The following is a 16,970-nucleotide window of genomic DNA, read 5'->3' on the forward strand; positions in this document are numbered from 1 at the left end:
GCGGGCGGCTCACCGCAGGCGCCGGGAGGCCCACGCGGGGAGCGCCAGGGTGACGAATCCCTCGGCGCGCATGGCGGCCAGGCCGATCCGGGGCAGGTCCCCGGTGGCCCGGAAGACCAGGAAGCGCGGCAGCCACTCCGGCTGGAACTTGGCGTTGAACCGGTACAGCGACTCGATCTGGAACCACCGGGACAGGAAGACCAGCAGGCCACGCCAGGTCCGCAGCACCGGCCCCGCGCCGAGCCGCTCCCCGCGGGCCAGCGCCGACCGGAACATCGCGAAGTTCAGCGAGACCCGCCGCACGCCCAGCCGCGGAGCCTCGCCCAGCGCGGCCACGATCAGCAGTTCGTTCAGCCCCGGGTCGGCGGACCGGTCGCGCCGCATCAGGTCCAGCGACATGCCGTCCTCGCCCCAGGGAACGAAGTGCAGCACCGCCCTCAGCACGTCCTGCGCGTCGTGCGCCGTCACCACCACGCACTCCTCGTCCGCCGGGTCGCCGAAGCGGCCCAGCGCCATGGAGAAGCCCCGCTCGGTGTCCGTGCCGCGCCAGGCGTCCGCGGCGCGGCGGACCGCGTCGCGTTCCTCCTCGCCCAGTTCCGCCACGCGCCGGACCCGGCACACGTACCCCGCGCGCTCGGTGCGCTTGACCATCTGCCGCACGTTGCGCATCGCCCGCCCCGACAGGGAGAAGCAGGAGGTCTCCACCACCGCCTCGTCGCCCAGCTCCAGGGCGTCCAGACCGGTCTCCCGGGTCCACACCTCCCCGCCGGTCTCGCTGCAGCCCATGACCGCGGGGATCCAGGCGTGCGCCCGGGCCTCGGCCATGAACCGCTGTATCGCCCCCGGCCAGGCCTCCACGTCGCCGATCGGGTCGCCGCTGGCGAGCATCACCCCCGACACCACGCGGTAGCAGACCGCGGCCTTGCCGCTCGGCGAGAAGACCACGCTCTTGTCCCTGCGCAGCGCGAAGTGCCCCAGGGAGTCGCGGGCCCCGTGCCGGCGCAGCAGCGCCCGCAGCCGCTCCTCGTCCCCGGTCGTCAGCTCGGCGACCGGATGGGCCGGGCGCAGCGCCAGGTACGCGGTGGTGGCGGCGATCAGGAACCCCAGCCCGCCCAGCGAGTACGCGACGACGTCGGAGGCCTGGCCGGTGGCGTAGGAGACCGGCCCGTCGAAGCCGAAGAGCCCGCAGACCACCTCGGCCAGCCGGTCCGTCCAGGACGGGTCGCCCATCTCCGCCGCCGGGTGGGCGCTGACGATGACCAGTCCCACCACCAGGCTGAGCGCGCTCAGCCCCGCGAAGGCCGCGACCGACTTCAGCCGGGTACGGGGGTCGCCGAGCGCCGAGAACTCCGCCCGGTACCCGATCAGCAGGGCCAGCAGCACCGCCGACAGCACGGCACCGCCCAGCGAGTGCCGGTGCAGCACCTGCGCCACCGCGCCCGCCGGCAGCAGCAGCACGGCCGCCCGCCAGGCGCGCTTCTTCCCCCGCTTGAGGGCGTGCGCCAGCATCAGCATCAGGATGCCGGTGACCACCCCCGCCGCCGCGGCCACCGAGGTGACCGTGCCCGGGAAGACCCCGGCGAGCACGTGCATCCGGCTGTGCCGGAACCCGGGGAACACCGCCGCCGCGAGGTCCAGCAGCCCCACCAGCGCGCACGCCCTCCCCACCGCGCGGGGCGCCGCCGACCCCGGCATCAGCCGTGGGAGCCGTCGCACCCTGTCCCGGGGAACCCGGACAGCGGGATCTTCCTCTGCCACGACAGACATCAGCCACCACGCCCCGGCAGTGCGGTTCACCACCGCACGCCCCGCTCTCGTCGGAGATTTGCGCCCTGTAGGACGTGAACTCCGGCGGGCGGGTTCCGTCCCCGGGCGGGAAGCCCGGAACGGTAACGGGGACCGGGGAACGGGAAACGGGAACGCCGACCGGGCCGGGGGCCGGGGCCCGCGGCCCCTCAGGTCACTGGGCCATGATCAGGCTCATCGCCTCCGCGCGGGTCGCGGGGTCGCGCAACTGGCCCCGCACCGCCGAGGTGATGGTCTTCGCGCCGGGCTTGCGAACCCCGCGCATCGTCATGCACATGTGCTCGCACTCGATGACCACGATCACACCGCGCGGTTCGAGTATCCGCATGAGCGAGTCCGCGATCTGCGTGGTCAGCCGCTCCTGCACCTGCGGGCGGCGGGCGAAGACGTCGACCAGGCGGGCCAGCTTCGACAGACCGGTGATCTTGCCGTCCACGGAGGGGATGTAGCCGACGTGGGCGACGCCCACGAACGGCACCAGGTGGTGCTCGCAGCTCGACAGCACCTCGATGTCCTTCACCAGGACCATCTCGTCGTGCCCGAGGTCGAAGGTGGTCGTCAGGACGTCCTCCGGCTCCTGGTAGAGCCCGGCGAAGATCTCCCGGTACGCCCGCGCGACCCGGCCGGGGGTCTCCCGCAGTCCCTCGCGGTCGGGGTCCTCCCCGACGGCGATCAGCAGCTCACGGATGGCGTTCTCGGCACGCTTCTCGTCGAACTCGCCGATGGGGCGCAGATCGCCCTCCAGGGTCACCGGGTCGGTCATGTGTGCCTCGTTCCTCAGACGTGCCGAAATGCGCGGACCGCGGGAACCGCGGAAACGCCGCGCCCCCCAGGATAGGAAACCTGGGGGGCGCGGCACGCATTCCGATGTCCGTGACCAAGGCCACGTCGCGCGTCAGGACTCCGCGCTGGGCTCCTCCGGAAGCTCCACCGTCTCGGCGGACTTGCTCAGGGAGGACGCCGTGGTGCTGCCGTTGGCCGTCGGCTGGGTGCCGTTGGTCAGGGCGAGCTCCTTGGGCGAGAGCACCGGCGGGCGGGTCGACGGCGTGCGCCGCGAGGAACCCGTCCAGGCCGGACGCGCCGGACGCTTGACGATCGACTTGAAGATCTCGGCGATCTCCTCCTTGTTCAGCGTCTCCTTCTCCAGGAGGGCCAGAACGAGGTTGTCGAGGACGTCGCGGTTCTCGACCAGGATCTCCCACGCCTCGTTGTGCGCGGTCTCGATGAGCTTCTTGACCTCTTCGTCGACCAGCCCGGCGACCTCTTCCGAGTAGTCGCGCTGGTGGGACATCTCACGGCCGAGGAAGGGCTCCCCGTCGCTCGACCCGAACTTGATCGCGCCCAGCCGCTCGGTCATGCCGTACTGGGTGACCATCGCGCGGGCCGTGGTGGTGGCCTTCTCGATGTCGTCCGCGGCACCCGTGGTGGGGTCGTGGAAGACGAGCTCCTCCGCCGCGCGGCCGCCCATGGTCATGGCGAGCCGGTCGAGCATCTCGTTGCGGGTGGTGGAGTACTTGTCCTCGTCGGGCAGGACCATCGTGTAGCCGAGGGCACGGCCGCGGGACAAGATCGTGATCTTGTGGACCGGGTCGCTGTTCGGAGAAGCCGCCGCGACCAGGGCGTGACCGCCCTCGTGGTACGCGGTGATCTTCTTCTCCTTCTCGGACATGATCCGGGTGCGCTTCTGCGGGCCGGCCACGACACGGTCGATGGCCTCGTCCAGCATCGCGTTGTCGACCAGCTTCTTGTCGCTGCGCGCGGTGAGCAGCGCCGCCTCGTTGAGCACGTTCGCGAGGTCCGCGCCGGTGAAGCCGGGGGTCCGGCGGGCGACGGCCTTGAGGTCGACGTCCGGGGCGACCGGCTTGCCCTTCTGGTGGACCCGGAGGATCTCCAGGCGGCCCTGCAGGTCGGGGCGGTCGACGGCGATCTGCCGGTCGAACCGGCCCGGGCGCAGCAGCGCCGGGTCCAGGATGTCCGGGCGGTTGGTGGCGGCGATCAGGATGACGCCGCCCTTGACGTCGAAGCCGTCCATCTCGACCAGCAGCTGGTTCAGCGTCTGCTCGCGCTCGTCGTGGCCGCCGCCGAGGCCCGCACCGCGGTGCCGGCCGACGGCATCGATCTCGTCGACGAAGACGATGGCCGGGGCGTTCGCCTTGGCCTGCTCGAACAGGTCGCGGACACGCGAGGCGCCGACACCCACGAACATCTCGACGAAGTCGGAGCCGGAGATCGAGTAGAACGGGACCCCCGCCTCGCCGGCGACGGCGCGCGCGAGCAGGGTCTTGCCGGTTCCGGGCGGGCCGTAGAGCAGCACACCCTTGGGGATCTTGGCGCCCACGGCCTGGAACTTCGCCGGCTCCTGCAGGAACTCCTTGATCTCCTGGAGTTCCTCGACGGCCTCGTCCGAGCCCGCCACGTCGGCGAAGGTGGTCTTCGGGGTGTCCTTGGTGATCAGCTTGGCCTTGGACTTCCCGAAGTTCATCACCCGGGAGCCGCCGCCCTGCATCTGGTTCATCAGGAACAGGAAGACCACGACGATGAGGACGAAGGGCAGCAGCGAGAGCAGGATGCCGACGAAGGCGTTCTGCTTCGAGGGCGCGACGGTGTAGCCGTCGGGCAGCGTGCTCTTGTCGCCGTCGTCGACCTTCGCCTGCAGGATCTTCGCCACGTCGACGCCCTGGTCGCCGATGTAGCTCGCCTTGATCTTGGAGCCCAGGTCCTTGTCGCCTACCTTGGCGCCGTCCTTGAGCTCGACCTTGATCGTGTTCTCGTCGCCGGTGGTCAGCTCGGCGGACTTGGCCTGGTTGCTGTTGATCGCCTCAATGGCCTGGCCGGTGTCCACCGTCTTGTAGCCACCGGAAGAACCGACGACCTGCATCAATACGACCACGGCGAGGACAGCCAGCACGATCCACATGACTGGCCCACGGAAATAGCGCTTCACGTCCATCCATGCGGGGCGAAATCGCCCCGTCCCTCCTGCCACAGTGAGGCACCGCGGCCTGGGGGCCGCCGGTGCATCCGGTGTATGAACCGACCTTCGGACGGTACCCCAGCATTGTCACCCGAAGTCGCCGGAGACCATAAACAAACAGCGTTACCACCCTCCAACGCGGAGGAGGGCGTCGGGGTTCCCGGAGCCTCAGCCGCCGTACACGTGCGGCGCAAGGGTGCCGATGAACGGCAGGTTCCGGTACTTCTCCGCGAAGTCCAGGCCGTATCCGACCACGAACTCGTTGGGGATGTCGAAGCCGACGTACTTCACATCGATCTCGACCTTGGCGGCGTCCGGCTTGCGCAGCAGCGTGCAGACCTCGAGCGAGGCCGGACGGCGCGAGCCGAGGTTGCTGATCAGCCAGGACAGGGTCAGTCCGGAGTCGATGATGTCCTCGACGATCAGGACGTCCCGGCCGGCGATGTCGGTGTCCAGGTCCTTGAGGATCCGCACGACACCCGAGGACTTGGTCCCGGCGCCGTACGAGGACACCGCCATCCAGTCCATGGTGACCTGGGAGGACAGGGATCTCGCGAGGTCCGCCATCACCATGACGGCGCCCTTGAGGACGCCGACGATCAGGAGGTCCTTGCCCTCGTAGTCCTTGTCGATCTGCGCAGCCAGCTCCGCCAGCTTGGCGTCGATCTCTTGCTTGGAGATGAGCACCTTCTCGAGGTCGGTGCCCATGTCGTTCTCGTTCACCCGCACAACTTCCGGCTCGGTCTACAGGGCCTGGAAGAACAGTCTGCCATTCCGCCGGCCGACGACGACGCCGCCCGGGAGGTTGAGCGGCTTCTGACCGCGCCACGCGGTGAGCAGGCGGTCGGTCTCCTCGACGTGCCGGGCGAAGAGCGAACCTGCGGGAGAGCCCGCCGCGACGGCCGCACGGCGCAGCACCCGGCGGCGCACGGCGGCGGGGAGGGTCAGCAGCCGGGCGACGTCCAGCCCGCCGTCGGCGTCGACGGCGGTCCGCTCGGCCTGGGCCGCCCACTGGTCGAGGGCGTCGGCGTCGTCCCGGGAGAGCTGGGCGGTGCGGGCCAGCGCCTCCACGACGCCCTTGCCCAGGGACTTCTCCAGCACCGGCAGCGCCTCGTGGCGGACCCGGGAGCGGGTGTAGGCCGGGTCCTGGTTGTGCGGGTCCTCCCACACGTCGATGCCCTGTGCGAGGCAGGCCTTGCGGACCGTGTCACGGTCCAGCAGCAGGAAGGGACGGCGGTAACGGCCGTTGACGGCTGGCATGCCGGACAGCGACCGGATGCCGGAGCCGCGGGCCAGCCCCAGCAGCACCGTTTCGGCCTGGTCGTCCCTGGTGTGCCCGAGCAGCACGGCGGCGGCGCCGGCGCGTTCCGCGGCGGCGTCGAGGGCCGCGTACCGGGCGTCGCGGGCGGCGGCCTCCGGGCCGCCCTGGCGGCCCACGGTGACCGCGACGGCGTCCACCGGGTCGAGTCCGAGACCGCGCAGCCGGTCGGCCACGTCGACGGCGCGGGCCGCCGAGCCGTCCTGCAGGCCGTGGTCGACGGTGACGCCGCCGGCCCGGATGCCGAGCTTGGGCGCTTCGAAGGCGAGGGCGGTGGCGAGGGCCATCGAATCGGCTCCGCCGCTGCAGGCGGCCAGCACGAGTGGGCTGCCGCCGGGGTGGTCGGTCAGGACGTCCTGGAGTACGCGGCGGACCGCCAGGCGTATCGCCGCGACCGCGGGGTGGGGACCCATGTCCGGTTTCCCTCCTGGAGAGGCTGGGGGAGGCGTCGGGACGGTGAAGATGACGCAGGGTAGCTAGATGGTGACAGACAGCGGGCAATACTCGAGCATCGCACGCTTACCCTGCGCCCACGGTCCCTCGGAAGGGTGAACCGGGAGGCCCCGGGGCCTGTTGTGCCCCGGGTCGACTCAGGTTTCGCTCCGCCCGTGCACCCGTGCCACCCAGTCCGCGGGTTTGGCGATCTCCTGCTTGGTGGGCAGGGTGTTGGGCGAGGTCCAGATCCGGTTGAAGCCGTCCATCCCGGCCCCGTCCACCACGGCCCGCACGAAACGCTCGCCGTCACGGTACTGGCGCAGCTTGGCGTCCAGCCCCAGCAGCTTGCGCAGCGCCATGTCCATCCGCCCGGCACCGCTCTGCCTGCGGCGCTGGAACTTCTCCCGGATCTCCGCCACGGACGGCACGACGTCCGGGCCCACCCCGTCCATCACGTAGTCGGCGTGCCCCTCCAGCAGCGACATGACCGCGGTCAGCCGCCCCAGGATCTCCCGCTGGTTCGGGGTCTGCACCAGGTCGATCAGGCTGCGGCCCTCGTCGCCGTCCGCGTCGACCGACGCCTCCTCCGCGTCGGGCCGGTTGCCGGAGGAGAAGGCCTGGAACGCCTCGCGCAGCCGCTCGATCAGCGTCGACGGGTCGATCTCGGTCTCGCCGAGGAAGGCCTGGATCTCCTGCTCGATGTGGTCCCGCAGCCACGGCACGGCCGTGAACTGGGTGCGGTGGGTCTCCTCGTGCAGGCACACCCACAGCCGGAAGTCGTGCGGGTCCACGTCGAGTTCGCGCTCCACGTGGACGATGTTGGGGGCCACCAGCAGGAGCCGCCCGGTGCGCGGCTCGCCCGGACCGGGCGCGGCGGGACCGGCCGGCATGTCGCGGGTCGCGGGGGCGAAGGTCTCGTACTGGCCCAGCACGCGGGAGGCCAGGAAGCTCAGCAGCATCCCGACCTCGACGCCGGTCACCTTCCCGCCGACGGTGCCCAGCACGGCGCCGCCGGGGCCTCCCGGCTTGCGGGCCTGCATCTTGTCCAGCAGCGGCTTGAGCACTTCGCGGAAGCCGGCGACGTTGGCCCTGATCCACCCCGGGCGGTCCACGATCAGCACCGGGGTCCCGGTGTCGGCCGGGTCCTCCTGATCGCCGAACATCCTGGTGAAGGCCCGGACGTGCGCCTCCGACTCCTTTGCGTGCCGCCGCAGTTCCGCCACGACCGCGCGCGCCTCGTCCCGGCTCACGTCCGGTCCGGGCCGCACGAAGCGGGTCGCGGTCGCGACCGCGAGGTTCCAGTCGACCATCTCCGCACCACCGATGCTCGTCATCCCTTCACGGTACGTGCTTGTCCCCCTCCCCGGGAGCGTTCCTCGCCCGCGGCACGTCCCCGTGCCTCGTGGGGGTTGTGGGAAGTCGTTCCGCAAGGCGGAACGGGTTGGCACACCCCCACCCACCGGCGTGCAGACGCCGGCGCAACCCGGGGTGCCGCACAGGTGCGGCGCCGTCGTGGGGTTGCGCCAGCCCTCCCCCAGCTACCGCTGGGGGTGCCCCCAGCCTCCGGCGAGCGGCCGACCCGCAACCAGGTTCGGCTACGTGCGGCAGCCGCACGTGGCGAGGCCGGCGGCGAGGCGGTCGAGGGCGGACTGCGCGGCAACGGGGTCGGTCGTGCCGTTGGTCAGGAAGGCGAACGTGAGCAGGCGGCCGTCCGCGTCGACCACCGTCCCGGCGAGCGCGTTGACCCCCGTGAGCGTGCCCGTCTTCGCGCGGACGAGCCCCGCGCCCCCGCCCGCGGAGGTGAAGCGTTCCCGCAGGGACCCGGTGAAGCCCGCCACCGGCAGCCCGGTGAGGACGGGGCGGAGTTCCGGGTGGTCGGAGTCGGCCGCCAGCGCCAGCATCCGCGCCAGCTGCTCCGCTGTGAGGTGCCCGGCGCGGTTGAGCCCGCTGCCGTCCACGAAGCGGGCCCCCTTCAGCGGGAGTCCGAGTTCGCGGAGTGCGGAGCCGATGGCCTTGGCGCCGCCGGAGAAGGACCCCGGGCGGTCCGCGGCGAGGGCGGTGTGCCGGGCGAGGGCCTCGGCGATGTCGTTGTCGCTGTTGGTGAGCATGCGCTCGACCAGGTCGGCCAGGGGCGCGGACCGCGCCTCCGCCAGCCGGTCGGCCGCGTGCGTGCGCGTGGGCGCCTTGCCGGCCTTCACCGCGCCGTCGATCTCGATGCCGCGCTTGCGCAGCAGGTCCGCGAAGGCCGCCGCCGCGTCCGCCGCCGGGTCCCACCCGCGGGCGGCCGGGCCCTTGAAGCTCTTGCCGTCGGTGCGGCCCTCGTCGGCCATCAGGGCGGTGACGGGCGCGATGTTGTCGTTGTGCCCGATGGGGTGGACGGCGGGGCCGGTGAAGAGCGAGGTGTCGTACGTGAGCTTCACCGAGCGGACGCCCTTGGCGCGCAGCGCGCGGGCGGTGTCGGAGGCGAGGGTGCCCAGGGAGGCCGCCGTCCATCCGCCGCCGGGCTTCGTGCGGGCGGTCAGGGTGGGGTCGCCGCCGCCGACCAGGACGACGCGGTCCTTGCCCGCGGCGACCACGGAGGTGGTGAGCCGGTGGTCGGCCCCGAGCAGCGAGAGGGCCGCGACGGCCGTGGCGACCTTCGTGGTGGAGGCGGGGACGGCGGCCGTGGCGGTGCCCTGCCCCCACACGGTCCGGCCCGACACGGCGTCGACGACGGCGCCCGTCGTCAGCGCGCCGAGCGCGGGGTCGTGCAGCAACGGGCCGAGCCGGCCCGCCAGTCCGGCCTTGGTCGGCAGCGGCGCGCCCTGCGGCCCGGACACGGCGGTGAGCACCTCGGGGGCGGGCGGCACCGGGGCGACCGCCCCCTTGTGGCCGCCCCCGCCGCCCTTCTTGTGGGGACGCGCCTGCTTCCCCTGACCGTCCCGGGAGGCGGCGATCGCCCGTTCGGCCGTACGCTGGCCTGACTCCCACGGTCCTGCTGCGGCCACAGCCGTCAGCGCCACGGCAAGTCCTGCGGCAGCCGACCCTGCCACCACCTGCCAGTTCTTCGGAACGGGCACCCCGGACCAGCCCCTTTCGCGACCACACACAAGCGTGGGAGACACTTAATCACCAGAAGTATGTGCTGATCATGGAGGACAGGCTGTGCTCGAGTTCGACGTAACGATCGAGATCCCGAAGGGTTCCCGCAACAAGTACGAGGTGGACCACGAGACCGGTCGTATCCGCCTGGACCGGCACCTGTTCACCTCGACGGTCTACCCGGCCGACTACGGCTTCGTGGAGAACACCCTGGGCGAGGACGGCGACCCGCTGGACGCCCTGGTCCTGCTCGACGAGCCGACCTTCCCCGGCGTCCTCGTGCGCTGCCGCGCGATCGGCATGTTCCGCATGACGGACGAGGCCGGCGGCGACGACAAGCTCCTGTGCGTGCCCGCCTCGGACCCGCGGGTCGAGCACCTGCGTGACATCCACCACGTCTCCGAGTTCGACCGCCTGGAGATCCAGCACTTCTTCGAGGTCTACAAGGACCTGGAGCCCGGCAAGTCCGTCGAGGGCGCCAACTGGGTGGGCCGCGCCGAGGCCGAGGCCGAGATCGAGGCGTCCTACAAGCGCCTGAAGGAGCACGGCGGTCACTGACCCCGTACGCTCCCGCGGCCATGAGGGCGGCGCGCTCCCTGCCGGGGCGGGCCGCCCTCAGGCGTGTCCGGGGGCGTCACCCGCAGGCGTCGAGCAGTTCGGCCAGCGCGCCGTGCAGGGCCCCGGCGAGCGTGTCGGCGTCCGGCAGGGACTCCGCGTCCGCGAGCAGCCCGATGTGGACCCGGCGGCGGTACGTGGAGACGGCGACCGCCAGCGACTGCCCGCGGGCGAGCGGGGCGATCGGGTAGAGCTCTGTCATGCGGCAGCCGTCCAGGGTGAGCGGCACGTCGAGCATCGGCACGTTGGTGACCAGCACGTCGAACAGCAGTCGCGCCGAGGCGGCGAGCAGCGGCGCGGCGAAGCGGTGCGCGAGCGGCGGCACGCTGTCGGCCAGCAGCGCGACGGCACCGGGCCCCGAGTCGGGTCCGGCGTCCTTGTTGCGGTCCATGCCCGCGCGGACGTCGCGCAGCCGGGCGAGCGGGTCGGGCTCGCCGACCGGCAGTCGCAGCAGGTAGCCGGAGATGCGGTTGCCCCGGCCGCCGCGCACGCCTCTGCGGCGGCGCCGCGCCACCGGGATCAGGGCGCGCGGGCCCGGACCCGCCGGGTCGTCGCCGCGGGCCTGCATCCAGCGCCGCAGCGCCCCGGCGACGACGGCCATGACGACGTCGTTGACGGTCCCGCCGCTGGTCTTGCGGACCCGGTGCAGGTCGTCGACGTCGAGGGAGGCGGTGGCGAAGCGCCGCTCCGCGCCACCGGGCGTCCAGGCCGCGCCCAGCGCGGCGGGCCCGCCGGGGTCGAGGGAGGCGCGCAGCACGGCCGAACCGATGCCCAGGGCGCGCCCGGCCTCGCGCACCCGGTCCGGCAGGGAGGCGACGACCTGCCGCGGATCGGGCAGCGGCAGCGCGGGCAGGTGGATGCCGGGCCCCCGTACCTGGGCCGGTACGGCCGCCTCGACGCCGGGCCGCGGCGCCGGAGCCCCCGGCGCCGGACCCGCCGGGGCGGGGGCGGCCGCCGTGGTGCGGGCCCCCTGGTCGAGCAGGGCGGCGCCGAACTCCACGGCACGCAGGCCGTCGGCGAGGGCGTGGTGCAGCTTGACCAGGACGGAGAAGGGCGCGTCGGGGGCACCCTCGATGACGTAGACCTCCCACGGCGGCCGGTCGCGGTCCATGGGCCGGGACATCAGTTCGGCGACGGCGGCCCGGGCGTCGGCCCGCCGGACGGCGTGGACGTGGTGCCGGGCGTCGAAGTGCTCGTCGGCCGCCCAGGCGGCGCCGCCGACGCCGTACCAGACGTCCTTCACGCGCTGCCGCATCCGCGGTACGGCCTCGGCCCGGGCGGTGAGCAGCGCGGCGAGTCCGTCGGCGTCGACCGGGTGCTCCGGGTCGCGGTCGAAGACGGCCACGGCGCCGAGGTGCATGGGGTGACCCGGCGAGTCCAGGTTCCAGAAGGCGAGGTCCAGCGGGCTCAGGTGCTCGTCTGCCAAGGCTCCATGCCTCCGAAAGGTCGGGTTTTGCCCCGGAACGGACTCCAGTTGGTGAAGTGAAACCCCTAAAACCGATTACAGTCAACTACGACCACGATACGGACAGTTAACATCAGGTTGCCCGTGCGATCGCCGGGCGGCGAGGCGACGGGGCCCGGAAGGCTCAGAAGCCTCGGGTCCGCTTGGCCGCCGCGCGGCGTCGTGCCTGGTCAGCGCCACCGGGCAGCTTGATGAACAGCCGCGCGATCTCTCCTCCCAGGTTCACCCCGATGGCCACGGCGAGGGCCAGCGCCGCCGCCTTCGTCAGCGAGGCGAATCCCTGGTCCAGGTGACCGCGGGTCAGCCCGAGGAGCCCGAAGTACGTCGCGGAACCCGGCAGCAGCGGGCCGATGGCCGCCGTCACATACGGCAGCGCGGAGGCGTACCGGTAGCGGGAGAGCACCTGGCCGAAGAGACCCACCAGGCCGGCGGCGACGGCGGTGGCCGCGACCGGCGACATGCCGATGCCGATCTTCTCCTGGTGCAGCGCCGCGTAGACCGTCCAGGCGACACCGCCGTTGAGCGCGGCGACCACCAGCACGCCGCGCTCGCACTGCAGCAACACGGCGAAGGCCAGGCTCAGCACCATCGCGGCGACCAGTTGCACCGGCGGGTTCTCGTAGGCCCGGAAGACCTGGTCGGGGTCGAGTCCGGCGCCCAGGCTGACCCCGGCGTAGAGGATCAGCGTCACGCCGACCACGATGCCGGTGAAGAGGTACATCACCTCCAGCAGGCGCGCGGAGGCGGTGATGTAGAAGCCGGTCAGGCCGTCCTGGACGGCCGCGACCAGGGCCCTTCCCGGGATCAGCGCGAAGAGCCCACCGGTGATGACCGCCGAGGCCTGCAGGGTGCTCGTACCGGGCAGGTGCTGGCCGAACCGGGCGACCAGCACCCCCATCACGGCGGCGGGCATCGCCGCGGCGACGAACTGGTAGAACTCCGGCAGCCCGCGGCCCGCGCACAGCCAGGCCAGCCGGTCGCCCAGCATCGCGCCGAGCGCGGCGATCGCGAACACCAGCGGACCGCCGCCGCCGACCAGCATGCTCGCCGCGCCGGCGAGGAGCCCGGCCGCCCCGGTCAGCAGCCAGCCCGGGTACGGGTGCCGGTTGCGGCGGATCTCGGCGAGCCGCCGGTAGGCGTCCTCCAGGCTGAGGTCGGCCGCGGTGACGTCGTTGATCAGCCGGAAGACGGCCGCGAGACGGGTGTAGTCGGTGGCCCGGCGGCGCACCGTGCGGTTGGCGGTGACCGGCGCGTCCACGAGCGAGGGCTGGTACGAGATGCCCAGCAGGGTGAACGTCACGGTCGGCTCGACCCGTCCGAGCCCGTAGGCGTGGGCGACGCCGAGCATCGCGGCCTCGACGTCCTCCGCGCCCTCGCCGCCGGCGAGCAGCAGCTCACCGATGCGCAGCGTGAGGTCGAGCACGCGCGGGACCGGTGGGCCGCCCTCCGCCTCCGGCCGCCGGGCGGGCTGCTCGGGAGCGGGGCGCTCGCCGACGGGCATGCGCAGCATCGTGCGCATCCGGTCGGGCCAGGGGGTCTCCTTGGAGAGGCTGACGACCGGGATGCCCTCGGGGGGCGTGAAGGCCGGGTGGGACAGCTGCGACGAGGTCCGCGTCCCGGGGCGGGCGAAGGCGGAACCCTGCGGTTCGGGCCTGGGCAGTTCCACGCCCAGGGGCGGGGTGAACTCCGAGCCGCCGGCCGGCTGCTCGGGCTCGTCGGGCTCCTTGGGGTGCGCCACGGGATCCTCCTTTCGACGCGTGATCACTGGACGGTGCCGGGGTGTGCCAGAGGGGAGGGTGCGGTCACCCTCCCCTCTGGCACAGCGGGACGACTGCCCACTCCCTCCGTCGGCTAACGGCGGTTCGCGCGGTGCCGCCCGCCGGAGCCCCGCTGGAGCGGGGGCTGGCCGGCCTCGTCCTCGGCCTCGTACTCGTGTGCGCCGGGCAGCGGCCCGGGGCCGGCCTTGCGGGAGGCCGCGCGGGCGCGCAGGAACTCGATCGCGATCGGGACGACCGAGAGCAGCACGATGCCGACCAGGATCAGCTCGATGTGCTCGTGGACGAACGCGATCTGGCCCAGCCAGTAGCCGAGCAGGGTCACGCCGGCGCCCCACATCAGGCCGCCGACGATGTTGTACGTCACGAAGACGCGGTAGTTCATGCGGCTGACGCCGGCGATGATCGGGGTGAAGGTGCGCACGATCGGCACGAAGCGGGCGAGCACGATCGACTTGGCGCCGTGCCGCTCGAAGAACTCGTGGGCCTTCTCGACGTTCTCCTGCTTGAAGAGCCTGGAGTCGGGGCGCCGGAAGAGCGAGGGCCCGACCTTGCGGCCGAAGAGGTAGCCCACCTGGTCGCCGGCGACCGCGGCGAGCACGACCAGCACGCAGACCAGCCAGATCGGATAGTCGAGCTTGCCGCCCGCGACCAGCAGGCCGCCGGTGAAGAGCAGGGAGTCACCTGGCAGGAAGAAGCCGATGAGCAGACCCGACTCGGCGAAGACGATCGCCAGCAGGCCGATCAGGCCCGCTGACGAGATGAGGTAATCGGGGTCGAGCCATTGCGGGCCCAGGGCGAGAGTCGTCACGCGCCAAAAGTATCAACGTGGTCGCGACCGAACCGTTCCCAGCCCGCGAACGCTCGGCTACGGTCCTCCCAAGCGTTTTACCGTGCAACACCGCAAGTCGCCCGTCACTCCTGAATCATCATGATCCGGCGGAACCCACATGACTCGCGCCATTTCCCTGCACGACGTCTCGAAGACCTACGGCCGCGGCGTGCGCGCCGTGGACCGCTTCTCCCTGGACATCGCCCCCGGCGAGTTCCTGGTGCTGCTCGGCCCCTCGGGCTGCGGCAAGTCCACGGTGCTGCGCATGATCGCCGGCCTGGAGGACATCACCTCCGGCGAGCTGCTCCTGGACGGCGAGTACGCCAACGACCTGGCGCCGGGCGACCGGAGGATGGCCATGGTCTTCCAGAACTTCGCCCTCTACCCGAGCATGACCAGCCGGGAGAACATCGGCTTCCCGCTGCGCTTCGAGATGCCCGGGCAGGACACCGGGCCCCGGGTCGCCGAGACCGCGCGGACCCTGGGCATCGAGGACATCCTCGACCGCTACCCGGGCCAGCTGTCCGGCGGCGAGCGGCAGCGGGTCGCGATGGGCCGGGCCATCTCGCGGCGCCCGTCCGTCTTCCTGATGGACGAGCCGCTGTCCAACCTCGACGCCAAGCTCCGCTCGCACCTGCGCGCCGAGATCGCCCGGCTGACCCGCGGCATGGGCGTGACGACCGTGTACGTCACCCACGACCAGGCCGAGGCGATGTCCCTGGGCGACCGCGTGGCGATCATGCGCAACGGCGTGCTGCAGCAGGTGGGCACCCCGCGTGCGGCGTACCACCTGCCGCAGAACGTCTTCGTGGCCGCCTTCATCGGCACCCCGCGGATCAACCTCATGGAGGCGACCGTGGTGGCACCGCTGGACGGCGGGATGTGGATCGACCTCGGGCGGCAGCGGCTCGTCCTCCCCCAGCCGCTGAGCAGGGACCACCAGATGCTCCGCATCCAGCAGGGCCGGCCGGTCATCGTCGGCCTGCGCTCGGAGGCCGTGCGCATCGACCGGCCGAGCAGCGCGCGGCCGGGCGAGGTGGTGCTGAGCGGTGTCGTGGAGCACGTGGAGTACCAGGGCCACGAGTCGCTGGTGCACCTGGGCACCGGCGCCCGCGCGGCCGTCGTGCCCGAACTGGAGTCCGCCCGTCCGGGCACCGGGCGGCAGCGCTCCCGTGCGGCGTCCCGGCAGGGCGGCGCGGCAGGCCTGGGCCGGTTGGTGCAGAAGGCCGCCGCCCGGGTCTCCGGCCAGGGCCAGACGGCCGTACTGGACCCGCCGGGGCAGCGGCCGGAGACCGAGCGGCACGCCGGCGGGGGCGGCGACCTGGTCGTGCGCACCGGGCCCGACCTGCGGCTCCGCGCCGGCCAGCACGTGCCGCTGCTGGTCGACCTCGCGCACCTGTACGTCTTCGACCACGCGGGCCACCGGATCTGCCCGGCCCCGGACCGGGCACCGCACCTGGAGTACTGAGACTGCGCGGGACGGCGGGCAGGGGCGACGATGCCCGTATGGGTATCGACGAGTACGGCGGCGGACAGTCGCCCCGGTCCGCCGTCCTGGTGGTCACCACGAACGACGTGCCGGGCCACCGGGTGGAACGGGTGATCGGTGAGGTGTTCGGCCTCACCGTGCGCTCCCGCCACCTGGGCAGCCAGATCGGCGCGGGCCTGAAGTCCCTGATCGGCGGCGAGCTGAAGGGCCTCACCAAGACCCTGGCCCAGACCCGCACCGAGGCGATGGAGCGGCTGGTGGAACAGGCGCAGTCGCGCGGCGCCAACGCGGTGCTGGCGATGCGCTTCGACGTCGGCGAGGCCGCCGACGCCGGCACCGAGGTGTGCGCCTACGGCACGGCGGTGGTGATCAGCCCCGCGCCCGCCTAGCGTTGGCGACGATCGCGTCGTGGACGTACTGCGCGGTGCCCGGCGCGATCGCCTCGTAGAAGGCGTTGAAGCGCGGGTCCGCCAGGTACATCCCGGCGAGACCGGTGTGGATCTCGTACGTGCAGTCGTAGTAGTGGTCCGCGATGAACTGCCGGTGCTCCTCGGCCAGGTCCATCGCCGCCTCGCCGTCCGCCGGGGCGCCGGACCCGCGCAGCGCGACCAGCCGGGCGCCCCAGTCCTCCTGTTCGGCCTTGATGCGCAGCCAGTCCTCCTTGGTGTAGGAGGCGGCACGGCGCTGCGACTGCTCGTACGCCTCGGTGTCGCCCCAGCGCTCCCGGGTCTCCTCGGCGTGCCGGTCGGGGTCGTAGTCCCCGAAGACCTCGAACTTCTCCTCGGGCGTGAGGTTGATGCCCATCGTGCGTGCCTCCATGGCTCGTTGGACGGCGTCGGCCATCTCCGTCAGCTTCCCGATCCGCGCGGTCAGCAGCTCGTGCTGGCGCCGCAGGTGCTCCCGCGGGTCCGCGGCCGGGTCGTCGAGGAGGACCGCCACCTGGTCCAGGGGGAAGCCGAGCTCCCGGTAGAAGAGGATCTGCTGCAGCCGGTCGAGGTCGGCGTCGCTGTAGCGCCGGTGGCCCGCGTGGCTGCGGGCGCTGGGCGAGAGCAGTCCGATCTCGTCGTAGTGGTGCAGCGTGCGGACGGTCACGCCGGCGAAACCCGCCACCTGCCCGACCGGGTAGCCCGTGCTCGTGTTCATGACCACACCCTCCGGCCTCACGCCACGTGAGGTGCAA

At 72.4% G+C, this 16,970-nt stretch carries 14 protein-coding genes; 3 read left to right on the forward strand and 11 right to left on the reverse strand.

Annotation, left to right across the window (positions count from 1 at the left end; genetic code table 11):
- Positions 1-9 precede the first annotated feature (9 nt).
- From PV350_RS13395 to dacB, 7 genes are all read right to left on the reverse strand, one after another.
- Positions 10-1,767 carry a phosphatidylglycerol lysyltransferase domain-containing protein gene (locus tag PV350_RS13395; RefSeq protein WP_500333890.1) on the reverse strand — a complete coding sequence of 586 codons (1,758 nt, stop codon included), beginning with the start codon at positions 1,765-1,767 and terminating at the stop codon, positions 10-12.
- Between the two features lie 193 nt (positions 1,768-1,960).
- The gene (gene folE / locus PV350_RS13400) at positions 1,961-2,569 is read right to left on the reverse strand and encodes a GTP cyclohydrolase I FolE (protein WP_499512520.1); all 609 of its coding nucleotides are present in this window, start codon (positions 2,567-2,569) and stop codon (positions 1,961-1,963) included.
- 132 nt (positions 2,570-2,701) lie between these two features.
- Positions 2,702-4,756, reverse strand: coding sequence for an ATP-dependent zinc metalloprotease FtsH (gene ftsH / locus PV350_RS13405; protein ID WP_499512521.1), 2,055 nt, complete (start codon positions 4,754-4,756; stop codon positions 2,702-2,704).
- Between the two features lie 192 nt (positions 4,757-4,948).
- Positions 4,949-5,488 (reverse strand): phosphoribosyltransferase, encoded by a 540-nt coding sequence (hpt, locus tag PV350_RS13410; protein ID WP_499516875.1) that lies wholly within the window; start codon positions 5,486-5,488, stop codon positions 4,949-4,951.
- A gap of 36 nt (positions 5,489-5,524) precedes the next feature.
- Complete coding sequence (tilS, locus tag PV350_RS13415) at positions 5,525-6,511, reverse strand: tRNA lysidine(34) synthetase TilS (RefSeq protein ID WP_499512522.1); 987 nt, start codon at positions 6,509-6,511, stop codon at positions 5,525-5,527.
- A gap of 177 nt (positions 6,512-6,688) precedes the next feature.
- Positions 6,689-7,867 carry a zinc-dependent metalloprotease gene (locus PV350_RS13420; protein ID WP_499512523.1) on the reverse strand — a complete coding sequence of 393 codons (1,179 nt, stop codon included), beginning with the start codon at positions 7,865-7,867 and terminating at the stop codon, positions 6,689-6,691.
- Between the two features lie 261 nt (positions 7,868-8,128).
- Positions 8,129-9,535, reverse strand: a complete 1,407-nt coding sequence (gene dacB / locus PV350_RS13425) for a D-alanyl-D-alanine carboxypeptidase/D-alanyl-D-alanine endopeptidase (protein WP_500333893.1) — start codon at positions 9,533-9,535, stop codon at positions 8,129-8,131.
- A 142-nt stretch (positions 9,536-9,677) separates the two neighbouring features.
- On the opposite strand from dacB, the gene PV350_RS13430 reads away from it, so the two are divergent.
- Entirely contained in the window at positions 9,678-10,172 is a 495-nt protein-coding gene (locus PV350_RS13430; protein WP_319139054.1) for an inorganic diphosphatase, read from the forward strand.
- 76 nt (positions 10,173-10,248) lie between these two features.
- On the opposite strand, the gene PV350_RS13435 is transcribed toward PV350_RS13430, so the two are convergent.
- The 3 genes from PV350_RS13435 to PV350_RS13445 all read right to left on the reverse strand — a co-directional run bounded on the left by PV350_RS13435 (position 10,249) and on the right by PV350_RS13445 (position 14,280).
- The gene (locus PV350_RS13435; protein ID WP_500333895.1) at positions 10,249-11,655 is read right to left on the reverse strand and encodes a wax ester/triacylglycerol synthase family O-acyltransferase; all 1,407 of its coding nucleotides are present in this window, start codon (positions 11,653-11,655) and stop codon (positions 10,249-10,251) included.
- Positions 11,656-11,818: 163 nt separating this feature from the next.
- Positions 11,819-13,432, reverse strand: coding sequence for a threonine/serine exporter family protein (locus tag PV350_RS13440; RefSeq protein WP_499512526.1), 1,614 nt, complete (start codon positions 13,430-13,432; stop codon positions 11,819-11,821).
- 113 nt (positions 13,433-13,545) lie between these two features.
- A complete protein-coding gene (locus PV350_RS13445; RefSeq protein ID WP_499512527.1) occupies positions 13,546-14,280 on the reverse strand; it encodes a DedA family protein in 735 nt (244 codons plus the stop codon).
- A gap of 139 nt (positions 14,281-14,419) precedes the next feature.
- On the opposite strand from PV350_RS13445, the gene PV350_RS13450 reads away from it, so the two are divergent.
- Both PV350_RS13450 and PV350_RS13455 read left to right on the forward strand, forming a co-directional pair.
- Positions 14,420-15,769, forward strand: coding sequence for an ABC transporter ATP-binding protein (locus PV350_RS13450; protein WP_499512528.1), 1,350 nt, complete (start codon positions 14,420-14,422; stop codon positions 15,767-15,769).
- Positions 15,770-15,807: 38 nt separating this feature from the next.
- Positions 15,808-16,179, forward strand: coding sequence for a YbjQ family protein (locus PV350_RS13455; protein WP_499512529.1), 372 nt, complete (start codon positions 15,808-15,810; stop codon positions 16,177-16,179).
- Here the strand turns inward: PV350_RS13455 and PV350_RS13460 are convergent.
- Positions 16,160-16,933, reverse strand: coding sequence for a MerR family transcriptional regulator (locus PV350_RS13460; protein ID WP_499512530.1), 774 nt, complete (start codon positions 16,931-16,933; stop codon positions 16,160-16,162). The two genes, PV350_RS13455 and PV350_RS13460, sit on opposite strands and share 20 nt — an antisense overlap.
- Positions 16,934-16,970: the final 37 nt, after the last annotated feature.

This window comes from Streptomyces sp. PA03-6a, from assembly GCF_033792765.1.
Classification (GTDB): domain Bacteria; phylum Actinomycetota; class Actinomycetes; order Streptomycetales; family Streptomycetaceae; genus Actinacidiphila.